This is a genomic window from Sunxiuqinia sp., from assembly GCF_055140945.1.
The window spans coordinates 40,128-55,575 of the sequence record NZ_JBSQYS010000003.1 but is presented as its reverse complement, the minus strand read 5'-3'; the positions used below and the strand labels follow the sequence as shown (position 1 = coordinate 55,575).

15 protein-coding genes are annotated in these 15,448 nt (G+C 40.3%); 11 read left to right on the top strand and 4 right to left on the bottom strand.

The genetic code is table 11. The features are described 5' to 3' along the window. Window positions 1-49: 49 nt before the first annotated feature. Together trkA and ACTB00_RS01775 are read left to right on the top strand one after the other, a co-directional pair. The gene (gene trkA / locus ACTB00_RS01780; RefSeq protein ID WP_463298236.1) at window positions 50-1,384 is read left to right on the top strand and encodes a Trk system potassium transporter TrkA; all 1,335 of its coding nucleotides are present in this window, start codon (window positions 50-52) and stop codon (window positions 1,382-1,384) included. 12 nt (window positions 1,385-1,396) lie between these two features. Continuing rightward, entirely contained in the window at window positions 1,397-2,845 is a 1,449-nt protein-coding gene (locus ACTB00_RS01775; protein ID WP_463298235.1) for a TrkH family potassium uptake protein, read from the top strand. Between the two features lie 38 nt (window positions 2,846-2,883). Here ACTB00_RS01775 and ACTB00_RS01770 read toward each other — a convergent pair whose 3' ends face one another. After that, on the bottom strand, window positions 2,884-3,498 hold the full coding sequence (locus ACTB00_RS01770) for an L-threonylcarbamoyladenylate synthase (RefSeq protein ID WP_463298234.1): 615 nt from the start codon (window positions 3,496-3,498) through the stop codon (window positions 2,884-2,886). 185 nt (window positions 3,499-3,683) lie between these two features. Between ACTB00_RS01770 and mnmC2 the strand changes: the two genes are divergently transcribed. The 4 genes from mnmC2 (at window position 3,684) to ACTB00_RS01750 (ending at window position 6,282) form a co-directional block, all read left to right on the top strand. Then, on the top strand, window positions 3,684-4,346 hold the full coding sequence (gene mnmC2 / locus ACTB00_RS01765) for a tRNA (5-methylaminomethyl-2-thiouridine)(34)-methyltransferase MnmC2 (protein WP_463298233.1): 663 nt from the start codon (window positions 3,684-3,686) through the stop codon (window positions 4,344-4,346). 61 nt (window positions 4,347-4,407) lie between these two features. After that, window positions 4,408-5,019: an FKBP-type peptidyl-prolyl cis-trans isomerase gene (locus ACTB00_RS01760; protein ID WP_463298232.1), complete on the top strand. Its 612-nt coding sequence runs from the start codon at window positions 4,408-4,410 to the stop codon at window positions 5,017-5,019. Between the two features lie 109 nt (window positions 5,020-5,128). Continuing rightward, a complete protein-coding gene (locus ACTB00_RS01755; protein ID WP_463298231.1) occupies window positions 5,129-5,824 on the top strand; it encodes an FKBP-type peptidyl-prolyl cis-trans isomerase in 696 nt (231 codons plus the stop codon). A 95-nt stretch (window positions 5,825-5,919) separates the two neighbouring features. Further along, a complete protein-coding gene (locus ACTB00_RS01750) occupies window positions 5,920-6,282 on the top strand; it encodes a DUF3127 domain-containing protein (protein ID WP_463298230.1) in 363 nt (120 codons plus the stop codon). A gap of 223 nt (window positions 6,283-6,505) precedes the next feature. Here ACTB00_RS01750 and ACTB00_RS01745 read toward each other — a convergent pair whose 3' ends face one another. Continuing rightward, window positions 6,506-7,075, bottom strand: coding sequence for a DNA-3-methyladenine glycosylase I (locus ACTB00_RS01745; RefSeq protein WP_463298229.1), 570 nt, complete (start codon window positions 7,073-7,075; stop codon window positions 6,506-6,508). 186 nt (window positions 7,076-7,261) lie between these two features. On the opposite strand from ACTB00_RS01745, the gene ACTB00_RS01740 reads away from it, so the two are divergent. Genes ACTB00_RS01740 through ACTB00_RS01730 form a run of 3 tightly spaced genes read left to right on the top strand, consistent with a single transcriptional unit; the run spans window position 7,262 to window position 10,852 of the window. Further along, window positions 7,262-9,349, top strand: a complete 2,088-nt coding sequence (locus tag ACTB00_RS01740) for a tetratricopeptide repeat protein (protein ID WP_463298228.1) — start codon at window positions 7,262-7,264, stop codon at window positions 9,347-9,349. Between the two features lies 1 nt (window position 9,350). Then, window positions 9,351-9,572 carry a hypothetical protein gene (locus tag ACTB00_RS01735; protein WP_463298227.1) on the top strand — a complete coding sequence of 74 codons (222 nt, stop codon included), beginning with the start codon at window positions 9,351-9,353 and terminating at the stop codon, window positions 9,570-9,572. After that, window positions 9,572-10,852, top strand: a complete 1,281-nt coding sequence (locus ACTB00_RS01730; RefSeq protein WP_463298226.1) for a replication-associated recombination protein A — start codon at window positions 9,572-9,574, stop codon at window positions 10,850-10,852. The genes ACTB00_RS01735 and ACTB00_RS01730 overlap by 1 nt, the downstream gene beginning before the upstream one ends. Before the next feature lie 37 nt (window positions 10,853-10,889). Here ACTB00_RS01730 and ACTB00_RS01725 read toward each other — a convergent pair whose 3' ends face one another. Beyond that, on the bottom strand, window positions 10,890-11,339 hold the full coding sequence (locus ACTB00_RS01725; RefSeq protein WP_463298225.1) for a hypothetical protein: 450 nt from the start codon (window positions 11,337-11,339) through the stop codon (window positions 10,890-10,892). Between the two features lie 354 nt (window positions 11,340-11,693). Here ACTB00_RS01725 and ACTB00_RS01720 point away from each other — a divergent pair, with 354 nt between their 5' ends. Beyond that, complete coding sequence (locus tag ACTB00_RS01720) at window positions 11,694-13,778, top strand: TonB-dependent receptor (RefSeq protein WP_463298224.1); 2,085 nt, start codon at window positions 11,694-11,696, stop codon at window positions 13,776-13,778. Between the two features lie 4 nt (window positions 13,779-13,782). On the opposite strand, the gene ACTB00_RS01715 is transcribed toward ACTB00_RS01720, so the two are convergent. Continuing rightward, window positions 13,783-14,436 (bottom strand): DUF2490 domain-containing protein, encoded by a 654-nt coding sequence (locus ACTB00_RS01715; protein WP_463298223.1) that lies wholly within the window; start codon window positions 14,434-14,436, stop codon window positions 13,783-13,785. Between the two features lie 282 nt (window positions 14,437-14,718). Between ACTB00_RS01715 and ACTB00_RS01710 the strand changes: the two genes are divergently transcribed. After that, window positions 14,719-15,447 (top strand): helix-turn-helix transcriptional regulator, encoded by a 729-nt coding sequence (locus tag ACTB00_RS01710; RefSeq protein ID WP_463298222.1) that lies wholly within the window; start codon window positions 14,719-14,721, stop codon window positions 15,445-15,447. Window position 15,448 lies beyond the last annotated feature (1 nt).

Sequence of the window (15,448 nt, the reverse complement as noted above, 5' to 3'; positions counted from 1 at the left end):
TTTTATACTTTACTTTACCGGGCTGAATTCTGAAAAAGAGTGACAAAATATGAAGATTGTTATTGTAGGTGCCGGAGAAGTAGGAACTCACCTTGCCAAGATGCTTAGCAAGGAGAACCACGACATTGTATTAATGGATGAAGATGCTGATAAACTGCATCATATTTCCAGTCAAGTGGATCTGCTCACCCTAACAGGCTACGCTAATTCCTTTCGTGATTTGAAAGAAACAGGACTTTCGAAGGCGGACTTGTTTATTGCTGTAACTCCCTATGAAGAGCGCAATATTTTCGCCTGCGTACAGGCAAAAGACATGGGAGTTCAACGAACTGTTGCTCGTATTAATCAAGGTGAATACTTAACCGAAAAGTATAAGGAAAAACTCAAAAAGCTTGGAGTTGATGAGTTGATTTATCCGGAAAGTCTTGCTGCAAAAGAAATTGCGACATCTGTTAAACAAGTAGGAACTCGTCAGCTAATCGAATTCTCACAGGGGAAGTTGATCCTGATGGGGATCAAAATCCGGGAAAATGCACCAATTCTGCATAAATCGCTTGAGGAAATTTCATACATCAACTCTGATGTCCGTGCAGTAGCCATTAACCGCGATAGTGAAACCATTATTCCATACGGAAAAAATACGATTCACAATGGTGACATTGTTTTCTTTATAACCACCAGAGCAAATCAAAACCGTGTTTTCGAGCTCGCCGGGAAAGAAATTTTTCCGGTTCGAAATATCATGATACTTGGAGGTAGTAGAATTGCCCAAAAAACAGTAGAGCGTTTGGGCGACAGTTACAATATCAAGATTATAGAAAGCAACAAAGTCAGGAGCCAGAAAGTAGCCGACCGATTTGAAAATGTCCTGGTTATTCAAGGAGATGGACGAAACATGGATCTACTTAAGGAAGAACGAATTGACCGAATGGATGCCTTTATTGCGGTAACCGGAAACTCTGAAACCAATATTTTATCCTGCCATCTGGCAAAAACGCTCGGAATAAAAAGAACGGTAGCAGAAGTTGAAAACATTGATTTCATGGGAATTGCCGAGAGCATGGATATTGGTAGCATCATCAATAAAAAACTCATTGCGGCAAGCTATATTTACAAATATACATTGGGAGCTGAAGTGGCACAAGCCAAATGTTTGACGGCATCTGATGCTGAAGTTTTTGAATTTATCGCTAAAGAAGGATCTAAAATTACAGAGTTACCAATAAAAGATCTGGACTTCCCTGATGATGCGAAAATTGGAGGCTATGTTCGCGGATCAAAAGGTTTTGTTGCTAAAGGCGACACGCATATTCAGGAAAATGACAAAGTCGTCGTGTTTGCCCTGCCATCAGCAATAAAAAAGCTCGACAAATATTTCAAATAATGCTTTGCCCGTATGCTCAACGCTAAGATAGTTTTCAGAATACTAGGTTTTTTATTAGTTGTTGAAGGCGTTTCGATGCTCATAGCGATGAGCGTTTCTGCAATATATGGCGATGCAGGACTATTACCCTTACTTTATTCTTCATTGATCAGCATGGGAGTTGGTGCGCTGACTCTTTTAGCAACCAACGGAGCTGACAAGAAAATTGGGAAACACGAAGGCTTTATTATTGTCAGTCTTGTTTGGGTGATTTTTTCATTTTTTGGAAGCCTTCCGTATTTAATTAGTCATTCCATTCCTTCGTTGACCGATGCTTTTTTCGAAACCATGTCGGGCTTTACCACAACAGGTTCCTCTATTTTAAATGATATTGAATCACTCCCCAATGGTATTCTGTTTTGGCGAAGCATGACCCAATGGCTCGGAGGAATGGGAATCATTGTTCTGTCGTTAGCTATTCTGCCGGTGTTTGGAATTGGAGGAATGCAGCTGTTTGCCACCGAAGTTCCCGGCCTAACGCCTGACAAAATTAGTCCCCGAATCCAGCAAACAGCGAAAAGCCTGTGGATAATTTATCTCGGATTCACGGTGACCGAAACCATCTTACTTTGGATTGGAGGCATGACTTTGTTTGATGCCGTCAACCACTCATTTACCACCATTGCTACCGGAGGTTATTCCACCAAACAAGCCTCTGTTGCTTACTGGTCGTCACCGTTTATTCAGTATGTCATCACACTATTCATGTTCCTGGCCGGAATGAACTTTACGCTTTCTTACCTTGCTATTCATGGAAAGTTTGACAAAGTTTTCAAAAACGAAGAATTCAAATATTACCTGTTGTTTGTTGTTGGCTTTACAGCTATCATTTTCAGTGGTTTGCTTATTACAACTCAAATGGATTTTGAGCTGGCATTCCGGCACTCGCTGTTTCAGGTAGTTTCTATTATCACGACAACCGGATATGCCACAGCCGACTACCTTAGCTGGACACCCTTTTTGACAATCATCACTTTTTCACTTTTCTTTTTCGGAGGGAGTGCCGGATCAACTGGCGGAGGAATAAAAATTATGCGCGTGGTTTTGTTGATGAAAAACAGCTATTACGAACTTCGTCGACTTCTGCACCCGAATGCTGTTATTCCGGTGCGCTTCAACAAAAGAGCTGTTTCCGAACAAATCATCACCAACGTGCTTGCCTTTTTTATGATTTATTTCATCATCTTCTTTATCAGCACAATCCTGTTTACGACTATTGAACCTGATCTGGAATCAGCCATGGGAGCAGTTGCAACATCGCTCGGAAATATAGGACCGGGGCTCGGCAATGTTGGACCTGCTGAAAATTTCCATCATGTGCATCCGGCGGGGAAATGGTTTCTATCGTTTTTGATGTTGTTGGGACGCCTGGAGCTGTTTACAGTGCTTGTGCTTTTCTCTCCTGCATTCTGGAAAAAATAATAGAAATCGGCGGAGAAGGCTTAGCTGAAATGAGCTAACTATTCTTCAACAATTCCTTTACCCTGCCGAATAACTACAGGCATATCAGAAGTACAATCAATAACTGTTGACGGATTATTATCTCCATAACCACCGTCAATCACCAAGTCAGCAAATCCATCAAACTTTTCATGAATCAGCTCCGGATCAGTTGTGTATTCCAACACTTCATCCTCATCGTGAACTGAAGTTGAAAGGATCGGGTTGCCCAGTTGTCGGACAATTTCGAGAATAATATTGTTGTCGGGAACACGAATACCAACCGTTTTCTTTTTCCCTTTAAAGTACTTCGGAACATTTGAATTCGCTTCCAAAATAAAGGTAAAAGGCCCCGGCAAATTGCGTTTCAATAGCTTAAAAACCGAGTTGGAAATTGGTTTTGCATAGTCAGACAAGTGACTTAAATCACTGCAAATAAAAGACATATTTGACTTTTCGATCTTCACATTCTTGTACTGTGCAACTTTTTCAACCGCTTTCGCATTGGTTATGTCGCAACCCATTCCATAAACCGTATCGGTCGGATAAATAATGATCCCTCCGCCGCGGAGTACTTCCAACACTTTCTCAATTTCACGTTGGTTGGGATTTTCTTCGTACAGTTTTATTAGCATGACAATTTTTTGAATCAGTCAAAAGTAAAACAAAAATAGCAATGCAAACAATATTTTTACGAAATTCGCCGTGCTGTAAACCAACTATAAATACAAGATTGAAAAGCACTAAGGATAAAAACCTAGTGTATTTCAATCGGTTTCAATTATAAAAGAACTTAAAACTCAGAACTCGAAACTAGCACATGAAACGAATCATCCAACTCACTGACGACGGATCGCATACAATATATATTCCTGAAATGGATGAGCATTTTCATTCCGTACACGGAGCCATACAGGAAAGCATGCATGTATTTATTGAAAATGGGCTGAAGGCTTGCACTAAATCGCCTTTAAACCTATTAGAAATTGGCTTTGGCACCGGACTTAATGCCCTACTCAGCTTTCTCAACCGGGGCGAAAAAGTAATTAACTACTATTCGCTGGAAAAGTTTCCACTCCCCGAAGAGGAATACAGCCAACTAAACTATGCTGAAAATCATTCGCCTGATATCCAACAAATATTCCTTCAAATGCACCAGTGCGAATGGGAAAAGCCACATGGATTAGCGGAAAACTTCAGCCTGACAAAAATAAAAGGCGACTTAAAGACAATCGATTTTTCAAAGCTACCAACGTTCGACTTAGTTTACTTTGATGCCTTTGCTCCAAACAAGCAACCCGCCCTATGGACTGATGCCATTTTTGAAAAAATAAGTGCCCATTGTCGGGTCGGTGCAATATTCACAACTTACTGTGCCAAAGGAGATGTCAGACGTTCGCTCCAAAAACATGGCTTCGCAATGCAGCGACTGGCAGGGCCTCCGGGGAAGAAACATATCCTGTACGGAGAGAAAGGCGGTTGATCATCAGGGATATCGCAAAAAATCATTTATCTTCGTACCCTTTATAAAAAAACAGAATTTTATGTCAGAAAAGAAATTTAATGGAGAGTTGGAAGAATTTAGTTACGCATTGGGATTAAGTGTTTCCAGCAACCTCATTCAATCAGGAGTAAAAACAATTGATCCAAGCAACTTCATGCTGGCTCTCGAAGATATTTTCACAGGCAAAGAGCCTAAATTAACGCCCGAACAGGCAAACAAAATCTTGCAGGAGTTCATGGAAAAGCAGCAAGGTGGCCAGGGAAAAGAAAACCTTGAAGAGGGATTGAAATTTTTGGCTGAGAATCGCGAAAAAGAAGGTGTAATAGAAACAGCCAGCGGATTGCAGTACACTATACTTGAAGAAGGAGATGGCGAAAAACCAAGTCCTGCCGATCAGGTAAAGTGCCATTACCATGGTACGCTGATTGATGGATCTGTTTTCGACAGCTCCGTGCAACGCGGAGAACCTGCCACATTCCCTGTAAACGGTGTTATTCCGGGCTGGGTTGAAGCCCTTCAAATGATGACGACCGGATCAAAATGGCGTCTGTTTGTACCTTCTGATTTAGCTTATGGTGAGCGTGGAGCTGGTGGTGCTATTGGACCAAACTCAACACTTATTTTCGAAGTTGAATTACTGGAAATTGTCTAATTATTTCATATAAACATGCAATGAGCAAGAGCATAGATTTCACCTTATCAGCAACGATAAAAAAGCGAACTCCATCTTTTGCCATCGAAAAACAAACAATTTAAATCACATGAAATTTAAATCAATTCTTTTTGCATTAGCTGCTATTTTAGTATTGGCAGCTTGTCAACCACAGGGTTCTCGTAATGCAGACCTTGCAACCGCTGCCGATTCGGCTAGTTATGCCATTGGAGTATTAGTTGGTGATCAAAACAAGCAACAATTGGAATCCACAGGTTCCGATGATTTCAACACGGATATTTTAATCACCGCCTTTGAGCAACAATTAAAGGGTGAAGAAACTAAAATGACCATTGAAGATGCACGTACATTCATCCAGGCTTATTTCAAAAATTTGGCAGATGCTGAAGGTGAAGCAAACAAAGTAGCGGGCGAAGAGTTTCTTGCTACGAATAAAGAAAAAGAAGGCGTTCAGGTAACCGAAAGTGGTCTTCAGTACGAAGTGATCAAAGAAGGCGACGGACCGAAACCAACTGCCGATCAACAAGTAAAAGTTCATTACACCGGAACGTTACTGGACGGTACTGTGTTTGACAGTTCAGTAGAGCGCGGTGAGCCTGCAACCTTTGGAGTTAGTCAGGTAATTCCAGGATGGACGGAAGCTCTTCAATTAATGTCTGTTGGATCAAAATGGAAAATTTATATTCCAGGAGAAATAGCCTATGGCCCTCGTGGAGCCGGTGCTGATATTGGTCCAAACGAAACATTGATTTTCGAAGTGGAACTTTTAGAGATTGTTGAATAAACAATTCTTGAAAACTTTTTAGAAAACCCCTGAAAGAATCTTTTCAGGGGTCTTTTTTTATCTCTATTTTTGAAAATCGAAAAAAAATTGAAGTGATGAGTTTAGAAGTAAAAGGAAAAATAAACCAAATTTTGGATGTAAATTCCGGCGTAAGCAAAGCCGGGAAAGAATGGAAAAAACGGGAGTTTGTTATTGAAACCGATGATCAGTTTCCAAAGCAAGTGTGCTTTACCTTGTTTAATGATAAGATTTCGCTTCTCGAAGGACTGAATTCCGGCGAGGATGTAAACGTATCATTTTCGGTAGAATCGCGTGAATTTAATGGACGATGGTATCATAACATCAATGCATGGCGCATTGACCGGCTGACTCCGGGAGCTTCTCAAGATGTTCCGCCAGAATTTTCTCCCGATGATATTCCGCCGGAAGCAGGCGATAAAGATGATTTGCCATTTTAATAACTTGCTTGTTGTTAGTACAAGTATCGAATAACAATATTAGCTGACCGTCTCAAAATTTTCTTAAGACGGTCAGTTCTTTTATAGGCATTCAATAGAATTTGCTTACAATGCCCCTCGCAAGAATCGTCACATGCTTGTTTGATTTAACCGGGCAACACAACTTGTTTTTTTTCAGGCCCTTTCATTCACGAGCGTTGATACAACCAGGCTATCTCCTGTCCTACTTTTCAGTTAATTCAGCATGCCTAAAACAACTCGTCAGGTGGTCGTTAACCATTCCTGTTGCTTGCATGTGGGCATAAATTATAGTTGAACCAACAAATTTGAAACCACGCTTTTTCATGTCTTTGCTGATTTTATCGGAAAGAGCTGTTTTTGCAGGAACATCAGCAAGGGTTTCAAAATGATTAACAATGGGTTTGTGATCAACGAACGACCAGATGTAGTTGTCGAACGTTCCAAACTCCTTTTGAACCTCAAGAAATCGTTTGGCATTATTTACACTTGCGGCTACTTTCAATCGATTGCGGATAATCCCGGCGTTCTGTAGCAAATCTTGCATTTTAGCTTCATCGTAAGTTGCAATTTTAACCGGATCAAAATTGTCATAAGCCAAACGATAATTTTCGCGTTTACGTAATACGGTCAACCAACTTAAGCCAGCCTGAACACCTTCCAGCAGTAAAAACTCAAATAGCTTTTGGTCATCATGTAAAGGTACACCCCATTCTTTATCGTGGTAATCGATGTACAAATCATGACTCAAACACCAGTCGCATCTCTTTTCCATGGGTTCGGTTTTTGTTAAAAATTCAAAATTTAGCTAAAAATACGAAAAACAAGCCCATACGAGTTATATTATTATTTTTGCTCTTCGTAAATTGCGACACATGAAACGAGCACGCAAAAGTTTATACACACAGGAGCATCATTATGCGCAAGTTCCATCGAACGCCTTTGATAATTTAAAATGATAATGAAACAAGCGATTAGTAACCTTTTTATTTCTGAAAGAAATCATTCTGATGATGAATTCCTGATAAATAAAACCACTCAATTCGGAAAACCGGATAGGCTGCAAAAAAGCAAATCGGTTACTCGACTCATCTCACTTTTGTTTGTCTTGCTGTTTGTCTGCAACTTCTCATACGGCCAGCTGAATATCAACCATTATATTCGTGTAGGACAAACACGCATTCAGATTGGTAATTATGTTGGCGCTATCGAAAACTTCAATATCGTCATAAAATTCAAACCTCAATTACCGGAATCATACTACTATCGGGCGGTTGCCAAACATCAACTGGAAGATTTTCGTGGAGCCATTCGCGATTACGATAAAGCCATTGACATTAAACCTTATTATCCTGATGCCTTTATGCACCGGGGGCTGGCATATCTCGAACTGAAGGAATACGACAAGGCATTGGAAGATTACGACAAAGCACTGGAATTAGATCCAAACAACGAAGCCATTTATAACAACCGTGGAATTGCCAAGCTCTCGTTAAAAGATGTTGATGGTGCAATTGCAGATTATGACAAAGCACTGAAGATCAATCCAAATTTCATTAATGCATTTGTAAACCGAAGCAATGCGAATATTTTAAAAGGAGACATTCGCGAGGGTATCCGCGATTTAAACCGGGCAATCATTATCCGACCGCACTATGCCAATACCTACCTGCTTCGTGGCTTAGCACGGTTCGGGTTGGAAGATTATGCAGCGGCTTTGCGCGATTTTGATCAAACCATCAAGCTTGATCCACAAAATGCTTATGCCTACAACAACCGAGGAATTGTAAAGCAAAAGTTGGAGGATTATCAGGGAGCCATCATGGATTACGACTTGGCGCTGGAGATCAACCCGACTCTGCCTAATGCTTATTTCAACAGGGGAATTGCAAAAGAAATTTTAGGGATTGCCGGTTACGAACACGACTACGAAGTAGCGGCTAAATTAGATCCCAGTCTGAATATTCGCCAACGCATGATAGAAGAAGATGCGCTAGCTCAAAATCAACAACAGGCACAGCAACAGCAGCAAGGAACCCAAGCTGGACTGCAGCAACAAGCCGGATCGGTTCAGCAACAAAACAGCGGCGCCAACAAGCAGCAGGCACAAAACACACAGCAAAAAGCTCCGGCACAAACCCCCAATCGACCAAATACGCAACAAAAGCAAGAAGAGACCAAAGAGCAACGAGATCGTCGTCGTTTCCGGCTTTCGTTGGCCGACACCAGAAACCTACCAACCGACGAAGATGTGGAAGTAGAGGACGGACGTATTCAAAATCGGAATATTATTATTGAATTACAGAATCTATTTGTGATTTCTTCCTACAGTCAGCATTCGATCAATTATGAGCGTATGCAATATTACAACATGGCTTTGGAGGAATTAAATAACTTCAATAATTACACGCCCACTTTGACCATCACGAATATCGGAATGAACAAATTAGTTGATTATTTCAGAAATAATATCCTCTACTTCAACGAAAAAATTAAAATAAACGAAGCACCCGAAAACTACCTAAGCCGTGGTATCTTTAAATTCATGGTGAATGAGTATAACGAAGCCATGGAAGATTTCGACAAAGCTATTTCACTGGATAAAAAAAATACACTGGCTCACTTTAGCCGTGCAAACTGCCGGACAAAAATGGTTGAATTGCTGGAGTCACTTCCTGACTTTTCGGAGGATTTAACGGTTCCGGTTGGATCAAATGTCAATAGAGAGCAAGATAAAAGCCCTGAATTTGTTACCGAATACAAAAGCATTCTGGATGATTATCAGGTTTGTGTATTTTTGAGGCCGAATTTCCCATTTGCGTATTACAACAAAGCATACATTCTTTGTAAATTAGATCGGTACGAAGAAGCAATACGCAATTTGGACAAAGCGATTGAACTGCAACCGGATTTTGCAGAGGCCTATTACAACAGAGGCCTGACCAAAATATACCTGGATGATGTCGATGGTGGTGCAATGGATTTAAGTAAAGCCGGTGAGTTTGGCATTCAGGAAGCTTACAACGTAATAAAAAGATACTGTAACTGATATGAAGAAACTACAAGAGTTGAGCAACGAAGAATTGATGAAAAAGATGAAAAGCTACCGACCGATCATCATCGGCTTGGTCGTTACCATGTTTTTAACTTTAATTACTTTGATGGTATTAAGAATAAACCATTTGTTTACCCTTTTTATCCTGATCCCATTTGCACCGGTTTACATTCGGTTTAACAAACTATATAAAGAAAGTAGAAAAAGGAACCTGTAATGGCAAACTTAATTCCATTAGCAGAACGCCTTCGCCCGAAAACACTTGACGATTATATCGGACAGGAGCACCTGGTTGGGAAAGGTGCTGTTTTGCGAAAAATGATCGAATCGGGGAATATTTCATCCATCTTACTATGGGGTCCTCCCGGAGTAGGAAAAACAACGCTTGCCAAGATTATTGCCAACACACTGGACCGGCCTTTTTACACCCTGAGTGCCATCAATTCGGGCGTAAAAGATGTTCGCGAGGTCATTGAAAAAGCCCGAAAGTTGCAATTTTTCAACAACCCAAATCCTATTTTATTTATCGATGAAATTCATCGTTTTAGCAAGTCGCAGCAAGACTCACTACTGGGAGCTGTTGAGCAGGGAATTGTAACTTTAATTGGTGCAACTACTGAAAATCCTTCGTTCGAAGTGATCTCGCCTCTCCTATCGCGTTGTCAGGTTTATGTGCTCAAGCATTTGGAAAAAGACGGCCTGCTGAAAATTCTTGAGCTGGCCATGAAAAAAGACACCGACCTGAAGGAACAAGAAATCGTGATTGACGAATACGAGTCACTGCTTCGTTTTTCGGGTGGCGATGCCCGTAAATTGCTCAATATTCTTGAACTGGTTGTTTTAGCCGAAGAAGGGCCAGAAATTGTGATCACCAACGAAAAGGTTACCGAGCGCCTGCAAAGTAACCAAGCTACTTACGACAAAAATGGCGAAATGCATTACGATATCATTTCGGCATTTATTAAAAGTATCCGCGGAAGTGATCCGGATGCCGCCGTGTACTGGCTGGCACGGATGATTGAAGGAGGCGAAGATGTCAAGTTCATTGCCCGACGGTTACTTATTTTAGCTTCGGAAGATGTTGGACTTGCCAATCCGAATGCATTGTTATTGGCACAAAGTACTTTTGATGCTGCGCACCAAATTGGCTATCCCGAATCACGCATTATCCTGGCGGAATGCACTATTTACCTGGCGACTTCTCCAAAAAGCAATTCAGCCTACGACGCTATTAATACTGCCCAGGAGTTAGTAAAACGAACCGGAAATTTGCCTGTACCACTGCACATCCGGAATGCTCCCACCAAGTTGATGAAAGAGCTTGGCTATGGAAAAGATTACAAATACTCGCATGCTTACAAAGGCAACTTTGCAGAACAAGATTTCCTACCCGAAAAGATAAAAACCGAGCGATTGTACAAACCTCAAAACAACGCTACCGAATTAAAAATCATGGAACGGTTGAAAGCATGGTGGGGAAAACGGTTTGAGAAATAAAACAACGATAGAGCAGAACCAAACAAACACGTGGAAGTTAATCAACTAAAATTCGATAGACATCATTTCTTGAGTTCCAGGTAAATTCAGCATTGCTAATTTCAATTTCGTTAAAACGGGTAAACGAACAGCAGTCTACGCTCAATCTTTCCGCATCAACATACAAATCAAATATATTCTCTGACGAGATATTTACCCTGTAGCTAACGATTTCAGTTTGCCAGCCAATCGTATAGATCTCAATAATGTTGATGTTATTTTCTGAAACAAAATTGAATTCAACAGAACTATTTGATGAATCCAGTATTTCGATTTCATCCTTATTGAACGTTTCATTTGTAAATAAATTCACTCCGGTATATTTATCAACCAGCTCAAATCTAAAAGATTCCGGAGGAGTAAAGCACGCCCCACAATCTTTATACTTCGAGCAGCCCCCGAGTACGAAAATTACGCTAACAAATAACAGAATCAATACTTTTTTCATCGTTCGTTGTGTTATACTTTTTTAAAGGTTTCCATCTTACCCAAACATCTGAAGCACTATCCCATATCTTCGAGCCACAAGTTATCAAAACAAATTCTATTCATCCTATTAAAACCAGCGATTGTTCAATATTCGTTTCCAATCTAAATAAAAATGGCGCAAAAAAACATTTTCAATCCTAGCTTGTTTTTGGAATTGAAAGCAAATGAATAAAAAGTAATGAGTAAATCAGCTTGCAAGAAAAAAGATTTTAAAGAACCGGAAAACCCTAGCTATTATTGCAAAAAATGCGATGCTAAAGTCAATAAAGAAAAGCAAGTTTGCAAACCTAAAAAGTTAAAAAAATAACCTTTTATGAGAATTTGGTTGACGAGTGTCCTCGCTGTTGCTTTATTCCTTCTCCAAACGAATAAGTTATGGTCTCAAAATTCTACAAGCCCAAGTAGTGAGCTGGCTCTTCAGGACTCCGTTTTTGAAATTAGCGAAGTAACAGTTCATGCCTATCATTACGAACGTAAATTGATGGAGGTACCTGCCTCTATCTCCATCATTTCTGCAGATCAGCTAGAACAAAACACCTTCAAATCGATTGATGAGGTTTTAAACACGGTACCCGGAGTTTACATGCAACAAGCAACGCCAACCACGAACCGCTTAACAATTCGCGGAGTTGGCAGTCGCACTCCATACGCTTCCAATAAAATCAGGGCGTATTATGCCGGTATTCCACTAACAAATGGTGTTGGCGAAACTACTATCGAAGATTTGAATCAGTCCGTTTTATCGAAGGTGGAGATCATTAAAGGTCCGTCGTCAGGCTTTTATGGATCGGGACTTGGAGGGACATTACTCTTTGATGCCATTCATCCCGGCAAAAATCAATTGACAGTAAATTACGGATTAAGCTCGTACCAGACCCATCAAACAAACGCGAAGCTCAGTTTAAATGGAAAAAACAGTAGCAATCACCTGGCAATTGAAAGCTTGAGCTCGGCAGGATATCGTCGGAATAATGAGACTAACCGAATCAATCTTAATTACGTGGGGCAATTCATCGTGGGGCGACATGAGCTCAATATTATTATCAACCAGACCGATTTGAAAGGTTTTATCCCCAGCTCGTTGAATTTAGAAACTTTTCAGAAATCGCCCCAGCAAGCTGCAACCAGCTGGGCTTCGGTAAACGGATATGAAGAATATCAAAAAAGTCTGCTTGGAGCATCGGTGCTCTCGCGTTGGCAAAATAACTGGCAATCGACTGTTGTTCTATTCGGGCAAAATCGATCGTCAGATGAGCTCCGCCCATTCAATTTTTTACAAGAAGATAGTCGTTACTTTGGAAATCGAATCATACTTGAAAAGAAAATTACAACCACTTCAGGCATCTGGAAACTTTTGCTGGGCAACGAAAACTTCTTTGAAAACTACGATTGGACAACCTTTGAAAATGAAGATGATGGCACAACCGGCTCAATACTGTCAGACAATCATGAAAAACGAAATTACACCAATCTATTTGGACAAGTGGAATACAAAACATCCGAGAAGTGGCGTATTTCTCTGGGAGCAAACTTCAACCACACGCGTTACAACTATACAGATCGAATCCTGACCGATGGAGACCAGTCGGCCGAACACTCCTTTAAACCGGTTGTCTCTCCTCGCCTGGCCATCAATCACGCGCTCTCGACCAGAAATAACATCTACGCACAAATCAGCCATGGATTTTCGCCTCCCAGTCTGGAGGAAACATTGCTTCCTGAGGGTGGACGAAATACAGACATTCAACCGGAAACGGGCTGGAACTATGAAGTTGGTAGTCGTGGATACTTGTTTGATGGGTTGTACTACGACTTTTCAGTGTATTTTATGATGATGAAGAATTTATTGGTTGCCCGTCGTGTTGCCGAAGATGCCTACCTGGGAATTAATGCCGGAAAAACTGCGCATCCCGGACTGGAGTACTACCTGGAATACAAACTTCCTGGCTCAAATTTGAACTGGCAACATAAGTTCAATGTTAATGGCAGCTTTACGCCCTATTATTTTATTGATTTCGTAGATGGGCAACATGATTTTTCGGGGAATGAACTCACGGGAAGTCCCCGCCGTCAGAGTAATCTGGAATACCATATCAATTACAAGCGAAGATTAATATTTCGACTCCATTACCAAATGGTAGGTAAAATACCTTTGCGTGACAACAACTCTGTTTATTCGAATGAATATGGTCTGTTGAATTTGAATGTTTACTATTTAAAATCGTTTGGTAAGCTTCAATCCAAATTATTTGCAGGCGTTAACAATATCACCAATGAACATTACAGCTCCATGGTTTTGATCAATGCGAGTTCTTTTGGTGGAAATGCCCCACGCTACTACTATCCGGGCTCACCCATTAACTTTCGGATGGGTGTAGAGCTAGCTTACCAATTTTAAAATCTCAGATTCTAAATTTAAGGCTTAGGCCAAGTATATCTGATTCTTTCCAACGATCATCAGATTTTAACGATTGCCAAACGTAGTAAGCATCCAGTTTAAAGCTTTTGTTGTCTAACAAATGTAACCCTCCGTAAAATCGAACCAAATGAAGACCTTCCGAGTTAAGTTTCGTAAATAGTCCTTCACCAAGATAAGGATCCAACCATGAAGTCAGGGAGGGGAAATTAATGAATATGTTGTGATAATGTCTCAGGTAATTATCACCTTGACTAAACATTCGATATTCAAGTCGATTTGTACTACTTACGATGAGTTTTTTGAGATTGAATTTGAGCTTGGGTACTAACTGTGGCCGGTACTCCATGACATCAACCGAGGGCTTACGATTTTGTGCAGCACGGAAAGCCAGCCCTAAATTAAACCAATCAGTCAAATCCCGCGAGACAGCAAAATCCATATAAGTCATTTCCCGAAAATGATCATTCAACCGATAGTGGGTTTTAGTGTTTACAGCTAAATCATAAGAATCATTCAAACCCACCTGAAAACCGGTGGTATTCCATAAATAAAAGCTCCGTTCTACTTGCGAAAAGACATCTATATTACCTACGATCAGCAACAAAAAAACAAACACTATGGATAAAATATTTCTCATTCTCTGATCGCAAAGTTATTTTTTCAATTGTAATTCGAGCTACATTACAGCTCAATTAGTCGCTTTACGACCTCTAATTAATATCATATTCACATATAAACACGACCGCCATTCTATGCTATTGCTGTTTGACAAAACCCACTATAAACAGCTCATAATTAGAATCATTATAAATACGTCAATTTAGACTCTTTCTCTTTTCTCAAAAATAAAAATAGCTTATTTTTACAATATCAGGATACTGAAAACTATTTTATCACCCCAATACCACACACAACGGTTATGGATCAAGCGGAAAAAGAGTATTTTGAGAAGCTAAAAAATGAACTGTCAAAATCAAGCAATAAAAACGGACAGGATAACTTGCATTACCCATTGATGCCACTTCAATATAGCTATATCCACGATTTAAGAATCGGTCAATTAGTGAATGTTTGTGGAGTAAAAAACGTACTTGGATACGAAAACAAAAAATTTACGTTAGATCTGTATTACAAAAAGCTACATGAAATAGATCGTAAGCTGATCTTCGATTCCACAATGAAGAACCTAGACACCGCCAACTTATTTGATTTCAAGAATCCCTTTGAAACCCAGTTTGCAATCCTCTTTAGAATTAAGAATCTGAACAATGAGTATCGACACATTTTTCGATTAAGCACAATTCTTGAATACTCAACGAAAGTTGAAAGAACGTTTAGCATTTGTACTGATGTTACCGCAATGGGGCTAAGCTATCGCAAGAGTTCTCACTTTTCCTACGTGGGAGATCCCGTCAATGGTCACCCAATCTCAATAACTCATTTAAAGAAGCAAAGATGGAAAAACTTGTCAGAACGAGAATTTCAGGTTCTACAACTGATTGCAGACGGGAAGCTCACAAAAGAAATAGCCGACACTCTTCATATCAGCAAGTTCACCGTGAACAAACACCGGCAAAATATTATCCGTAAAAACTCGGGGAAAAGCATTCCTCAACTGCTCGCTGAAACCTTCAATGGAAGTTTATAAA

Bases quoted from the DNA above. Each gene is read 5' to 3' on its own strand.
- trkA (WP_463298236.1), top strand. From the start codon at position 50: ATGAAGATTGTTATTGTAGGTGCCGGAGAAGTAGGAACTCACCTTGCC.
- ACTB00_RS01775 (WP_463298235.1), top strand. From the start codon at position 1,397: ATGCTCAACGCTAAGATAGTTTTCAGAATACTAGGTTTTTTATTAGTT.
- ACTB00_RS01770 (WP_463298234.1), bottom strand. From the start codon at position 3,498: ATGCTAATAAAACTGTACGAAGAAAATCCCAACCAACGTGAAATTGAG.
- mnmC2 (WP_463298233.1), top strand. From the start codon at position 3,684: ATGAAACGAATCATCCAACTCACTGACGACGGATCGCATACAATATAT.
- ACTB00_RS01760 (WP_463298232.1), top strand. From the start codon at position 4,408: ATGTCAGAAAAGAAATTTAATGGAGAGTTGGAAGAATTTAGTTACGCA.
- ACTB00_RS01755 (WP_463298231.1), top strand. From the start codon at position 5,129: ATGAAATTTAAATCAATTCTTTTTGCATTAGCTGCTATTTTAGTATTG.
- ACTB00_RS01750 (WP_463298230.1), top strand. From the start codon at position 5,920: ATGAGTTTAGAAGTAAAAGGAAAAATAAACCAAATTTTGGATGTAAAT.
- ACTB00_RS01745 (WP_463298229.1), bottom strand. From the start codon at position 7,075: ATGGAAAAGAGATGCGACTGGTGTTTGAGTCATGATTTGTACATCGAT.
- ACTB00_RS01740 (WP_463298228.1), top strand. From the start codon at position 7,262: ATGAAACAAGCGATTAGTAACCTTTTTATTTCTGAAAGAAATCATTCT.
- ACTB00_RS01735 (WP_463298227.1), top strand. From the start codon at position 9,351: ATGAAGAAACTACAAGAGTTGAGCAACGAAGAATTGATGAAAAAGATG.
- ACTB00_RS01730 (WP_463298226.1), top strand. From the start codon at position 9,572: ATGGCAAACTTAATTCCATTAGCAGAACGCCTTCGCCCGAAAACACTT.
- ACTB00_RS01725 (WP_463298225.1), bottom strand. From the start codon at position 11,339: ATGAAAAAAGTATTGATTCTGTTATTTGTTAGCGTAATTTTCGTACTC.
- ACTB00_RS01720 (WP_463298224.1), top strand. From the start codon at position 11,694: ATGAGAATTTGGTTGACGAGTGTCCTCGCTGTTGCTTTATTCCTTCTC.
- ACTB00_RS01715 (WP_463298223.1), bottom strand. From the start codon at position 14,436: ATGAGAAATATTTTATCCATAGTGTTTGTTTTTTTGTTGCTGATCGTA.
- ACTB00_RS01710 (WP_463298222.1), top strand. From the start codon at position 14,719: ATGGATCAAGCGGAAAAAGAGTATTTTGAGAAGCTAAAAAATGAACTG.